Below are 6097 nucleotides of genomic sequence, written 5' to 3'. Positions count from 1 at the left end.
AATGTTGCAGCCTTATAAAGGTCGAGTATATGACCCGGCAATGGGTTCAGGCGGATTCTTTGTATCCAGTGAAAAGTTCATTGAACAACATGCACAGGAAAAGCATTACAAAGCATCAGAGCAGAAAAAGCATATTTCTATTTATGGTCAGGAGAGCAACCCGACCACATGGAAACTGGCAGCCATGAACATGGCGATTCGCGGGATTGATTTCAATTTTGGTAAAAAGAATGCTGACAGCTTTTTAGATGATCAGCATCCAGACTTGCGTGCTGACTTTGTGATGGCCAATCCGCCTTTTAATATCAAGGATTGGTGGCATGCTTCTCTAGAAAATGATGTGCGTTGGAAGTATGGTACACCGCCACAAGGCAATGCCAACTTTGCTTGGATACAGCACATGCTGCACCATTTGTCACCTACGGGCAGTATGGCATTGTTGCTTGCCAATGGTTCGATGAGTTCCAATACCAATAATGAAGGTGAGATCCGTAAGAACCTGATTGAAGCCGATCTGGTGGAATGTATTGTCGCATTACCAGGACAACTATTTACCAACACGCAAATTCCAGCCTGTATCTGGTTTCTAACCAAGGACAAAAAGAATGGCTTGTCTTTAGATAAAAAGAAAGCCAACCGTGAAGGCAAGACTCTGTTCATCGATGCTCGTAATTTGGGCTATATGAAAGATCGCGTACTGCGTGACTTTACCGATGCAGATATTGCTAAAATCACCAATGCTTTACATGCTTGGCAACAAAGCGAAAATTTTGAAGGCGAAGCGTATCAAGATGAGAAAGGTTTCTGCTTCTCTGCTGAGTTAAAAGATATTCAGAAGCATGACTACGTACTGACTCCGGGACGTTATGTGGGTGCAGTCGAGCAGGAAGATGATGGCGAGCCATTCGCTGAGAAAATGCTGCGTTTGACTGCTCAGCTCAAAGAACAATTTGCTGAAAGTGCGGTCTTGGAAAGTGAGATTAAAAAGAATCTAAAGGGCTTGGGTTATGAGTTCTGATCATCCTTTATTGCAAGAAATTCAGAAGGGCGAAAGCAAAACGCTGGAATTTAAACAGCAGCTACCTAAAGGGCAGCAAATAGCTAAAACCCTCATTGCCTTTGCCAATAGCAGTGGTGGTAAGTTGGTGATTGGTGTAACTGATGATCGTCAACTTGTAGGGATTCAAGAGGATATTTTTGTTTTACAAGATAAAATCACCTCGATGATTTATGAATTGTGCTCTCCGCAACTTGCGGCGCAAATTTATATTGAAAATATTGCAGGTATAGAGTTACTGGTTGTGGAAGTGGCTCGGGGGAGTTTATTTCCATATTACCTAAAACCTGTGGGGCGCGAGCAAGGCACGTATATCCGCCTGGGTGCGAGCAACCGTGTGGCATCCCCTGAATATATACAACAACTGGAATTACAACGGCTCAATGTGAGTTTTGATGCCTTAGCAAATTATCAATACCCTTTAGAAAAGCTAGATTTAACCGTATTGGAAGCTGCTTTCAAAGCCGCTGATAAGGCACTCACTTTAGAAAAGATGTTGAACCTAAAGCTGGTGGTAGAAGAACAGGGGAAACATTATGCCAGTCATGGGCTATTGATTTTGCTGGGTAAATATGAACACGTGATGACCCAATGTGCCCGATTTAAAGGCACCAACATGAGTGTTTTTTTAGACCGTAAAGAATATACAGGCGATTTGTTTTCTCAAATTGAGCAAACAGAAATTTTTATTAAAAATCATTTGTCTTTGCGTGCCGAAATTCGTGGTTTAAAGCGTTATGACTATCTGGAAATTCCAGAAAATGCCATCCGTGAAGCCTTGGTCAATGCCTATGTGCATCGGGATTACAGCAATTTTGGGCGTAATATCAAGGTGGCGGTTTATGATGATTTGGTCAATATCGTGTCCCCAGGTGGCCTACCGAATGGTTTAACCGAAGCGGATCTGTTACAGGGACGTTCGGAAATTCGTAATCGGGTGTTGGCGCGGGTATTTAGAGAGTTGGGTTATATTGAGCATTGGGGCAGTGGTCTGCAACGGATCAAACAGATTTGTGAAGCTGAAAACTTGGCAACGCCTGAATTTTCAGAAAAGGGTGATTTCTTTGATGTGAAGTTGTACCGCCCTGTGATCGAACCTGTCAGTGATGCGGTAGGTGGTACAATGGGTGGTACAATCAAGGAATTAGGTGGTATAGTCAGTGGTACAATCGAAAGCCATGCTTTAACTGAACGGCAAATCCAAATTTTAGCCTTGATCCAGAAACAGCCGAAAATTTCTTATCGTCAAATGATTGAGCAATTGGGGATTCATAAGTCAGCCATACAGAAGCATTTAGAGAGTTTAAAAGATGCGGGTTGGCTTGAGCGTGTGGGTGGAACACGGGGCTATTGGGCGATTAAGAAAGAATTTGGGGGTGAGGTGTGAGTTTTGGCCAAAAAATGAAATTAAATGAAGCTGGTGTGACTTTAATTGATTGTGACCATAAAACACCTGCTGCACAGGCTAGTGGTTATCCTTATGTTGGTATTCCTCAATTGAAGGATGGACATATAAGGTTAGATGGGGCTAGGTTAATTTCAGAAGAAGATTTTGTCTTGTGGACAAAAAAAGCTAAACCACAACTTAATGATGTAATTCTATCTAGAAGATGTAATCCAGGTGAGAGTGCGTATGTACCGGACAGTTTAGAAATTGCGCTAGGTCAGAACCTTGTACTACTACGTTCGGATGGTAGTGTAATTTATCCTCCTTTTTTACGGTGGTTAGTCCAAGGAAATGAATGGTGGGAACAGGTAAATAAGTTTTTAAATGTTGGTGCGGTTTTTAATAGCTTGAAATGCAAGGATATTCCAAATTTTAAACTAACTATACCGAGCTTAAAGGAACAGAAAAGAATTACAGATATTCTTTCTGGTTTAGATAAGAAAATTGAGTTAAATAATAAGATAAATCAAAACTTAGAATCTATTGCCCAAGCCATTTTTAAAAGCTGGTTTATCGACTTTGATCCCGTGCGTGCCAAAATTGCAGCTAAGCAGGAAGGAAAAGACCCTGAGCTTGCTGCGATGTGTGCTATTAGTGGTAAGAGCGAAGCTGAACTGAAGCAAATGTCTGAGGAAGATTTTGCAGAATTACAAGCGACAGCTACACTGTTTCCTGATGAGTTGGTAGAAAGTGAGCTAGGGGAAGTACCGAAGGGGTGGGAATTACAGCAATTTAAAGATATTGCTAAATATACCTCTAATAAGATTTCATTAAATGACCTAACTCTTGAAAATTATATCTCCACAGAAAATATGTTATCTGAAAAGAAGGGAATTGAAAAAGCGAGTTCATTGCCAAAAGTGAATAGTGTACCTGCTTTCAAAAAAGGAAATATTTTAGTTTCTAATATTCGGCCTTACTTTAAGAAAATTTGGTTTTCTTCTTCTGAGGGAGGGCATTCTAATGATGTCTTAAATTTTGAGGTCTTAGAAGAAGGTTGTGAGGAATATTTATACAATTTAATTTACCAAGACAGTTTTTTTGATCAAATGATGGCTTCATCTAAAGGATCAAAAATGCCTAGAGGTGATAAAAAAGCAATTATGAGTTTTCAGGTTGTTATACCATCAATAACTTTAAGAAGACTATACTCCAGAAAAGTTGAAAAATTTTATTTTAAAAAAAATGTTATAGAAAAAGAAAATCAGATTTTAAAAATTATTAGAGATACATTGTTGCCAAAATTATTATCGGGTGAAATTAATGTATCTTCTTTGAAAGATAAGGTTGAGTGAAAATGAACATTATATTTAGATTATTGCTCACTTTGAATTCAACATCATTATTGCTGATCATTTTTTTGATTAAAGAAAAGTATGTATTGTGCCAAGGAGTGTCTGAATATTTTTCATATGCTTTATATGCTGTTTTGCCAATCTTGATGACATTTTTTAGTATTGTATTATGCTCTAAGCTGGGTAAGGATAGTTTTAAATGTGAGTTAGATGAAAATGGAGTCAATAAAAGCTATCCAATAAAAGAAATTGAATATGCAAATAATATTTTTTTACCTAGCTATTTAGGATATTTCTTTGTTGCACTTAGTGTAAACAACTTGGAAACACTAATATGTGTTTATATTATACTGTTTGTGTTTACATTTTTATCACAGGCTTTGTATTTTAATCCATTGTTTTTGTTATTCGGTTTTAACTTCTATAATGTAAAAACAAAACATGGAGCATCTATATTTTTAATTACAAGGTGTGATTATAAAACTCCAGAAGATGTTGAAATTGATGTGGCATATAGAATTAATAGTTATACCTATATTGAAAGGGGTAATAAATGAATCAATTAGTAGCTCGTGTAAGAGGAAGAAAGAAGCCGTTTTTCTACAAACTGCTTTCTGATAAAAAAATATATGAGTTTGATATTAGTGAAGTAAGTTTGGTTGAATATTCCTCTGATCATCTTCTTGATGGGGATAGTTGGTTTAAAGTTGATAATTTTAGTAAGCGAAAATTTTTCCTAGATTTTTTAGAAAAACAGTTTATTTCTTCAGAATATAACAGTATCCCAAAATCTAAGTATAAAGATATAATCTATCTCTGTTCAGTTCAAGATAGCGAATATTTTTTTCAAAAAATTACACCATCATCTTATGTGACTAAGACATTTCTTGCTTTAGGCGATGAGCTCGTTATTGAAGATAATATCGATAGAGTTGTTATTAACCAATTGCCTGATGCTATATATTTTAAAAAAGAAGATAGATTAATCTTTAGAAATTTAGCTACTATTTCTAGTATTTTTAAGGGAATAGATATGCTATATAAAGAAGCTACCCAAGAGGAGGTGCAACAATTTATTGATTTAGGTTTTATAAAAGTATCGAATGGTTATGATGCCCAAAAAGTTGGTAAACAAAATAGAAAACGTATAGCTTTGGCTTTAGCTACATTTACGGCTATGAGTAATGATGAAAAAGACACAATTTTTGATTATGTCCAAGAATATTGTGAAAATCTAAACTTTGATAAATCTGCTAAAAAATTTGAAATATCATCCGAAGAAGATATGAAGTTTTTACTGTATGGAGTTGAACAGAGATTTTATACAACTGTTTGTGGAAAAGAGAAGCGACTTGCTAACTCGGTGCAAAGGCTTTAGCTTTTTTCAAAAAAGCTAAAGCCTTGTTAGGCTGGATGTAAAAGATAAATTTTAGATAAATAGTAATGAGCGAGCCGAGTTTAAAATTTAAATGAAAGGGGGAAATCATGAACGAAACACAACTCGAAAACCTATGCTTAGACTGGTTTTCTGAAAATGGCTGGGAAGTCGTTCATGGTATCGATATTGCACCCGAGAGCAGTAACCCTTTACGCAAGGACTATAAACAGATTTTAATCGAAGCTGATTTACAGGCGGCTTTTGAACGCTTAAATCCACATTTGCCTGCAAGCTGTTTTGAACAAGTCTTACAAAAACTGAGCAAGCCTGAAAGTTTGGACTTAGTCATTAATAACCGTACTTTCCACTGTATGTTATTGGAAGGTGTACCTGTCACCTATAAGAAACAGGACGATTGGGTACATGACCATGCCTTCTTGGTAGATTTTAATCATGTAGCAAACAATCGCTTTGTGGCGATTAATCAATTTACTATTCTAGGCACCAAACAACCTAGACGCCCTGACATCATCTGCTTTATCAATGGTATTCCTTTTGCTGTGTTGGAACTAAAAAGCCCAACTGATGAAAACGCGGATATTTGGGATGCCTTTAACCAGCTGCAAACCTATAAAGAAGAAATCTCGGATCTGTTTGTCTTTAATGAAGCTTTGGTAGTCAGTGATGGTGTAACAGCTCGTATTGGTTCACTGACAGCGAATCAGGAACGCTTTTTGCCGTGGCGTACGATCAAGAATGAAGATGATAAACCCGCTTTAGAATGGGAGTTAGAGACAGTTATTCGAGGCTTCTTTGATCGAGAATTGTTCCTAGATTACATTCGATTCTTTGTGTTGTTTGAAACAGATGGCGAAAAGACCATTAAGAAAATTGCAGGCTATCATCAATTCCATGCGGTT

6 protein-coding genes are annotated in these 6097 nt (G+C 37.1%); all 6 read left to right on the top strand.

What is annotated here, in order from left to right:
• A partial coding sequence (locus tag B4F08_RS00680) for an N-6 DNA methylase (protein ID WP_291372440.1) occupies positions 1-1018 on the top strand: 1018 nt, incomplete at its 5' end.
• Positions 1008-2444, top strand: a complete 1437-nt coding sequence (locus tag B4F08_RS00675) for a helix-turn-helix domain-containing protein (protein WP_151730367.1) — start codon at positions 1008-1010, stop codon at positions 2442-2444. The genes B4F08_RS00680 and B4F08_RS00675, both read left to right, overlap by 11 nt.
• A gap of 14 nt (positions 2445-2458) precedes the next feature.
• Positions 2459-3799, top strand: coding sequence for a restriction endonuclease subunit S (locus tag B4F08_RS00670; protein ID WP_291372444.1), 1341 nt, complete (start codon positions 2459-2461; stop codon positions 3797-3799).
• Between the two features lie 2 nt (positions 3800-3801).
• Positions 3802-4356 carry a hypothetical protein gene (locus tag B4F08_RS00665; protein ID WP_151707763.1) on the top strand — a complete coding sequence of 185 codons (555 nt, stop codon included), beginning with the start codon at positions 3802-3804 and terminating at the stop codon, positions 4354-4356.
• Positions 4353-5177 carry an ATP F0F1 synthase synthase gene (locus tag B4F08_RS00660; RefSeq protein ID WP_117007181.1) on the top strand — a complete coding sequence of 275 codons (825 nt, stop codon included), beginning with the start codon at positions 4353-4355 and terminating at the stop codon, positions 5175-5177. The genes B4F08_RS00665 and B4F08_RS00660 overlap by 4 nt, the downstream gene beginning before the upstream one ends.
• 107 nt (positions 5178-5284) lie before the next feature.
• Positions 5285-6097: type I restriction endonuclease (locus tag B4F08_RS00655; RefSeq protein ID WP_291372434.1), on the top strand; the 813-nt coding region annotated here is incomplete at its 3' end.

The sequence above is a fragment of the Acinetobacter sp. UBA6720 genome (genome assembly GCF_002454215.1).
Classification (GTDB): Bacteria; Pseudomonadota; Gammaproteobacteria; order Pseudomonadales; family Moraxellaceae; genus Acinetobacter.
The sequence above is the reverse complement of the archived record's forward strand: the minus strand, read 5'-3'. Positions and strand labels throughout refer to the sequence as shown.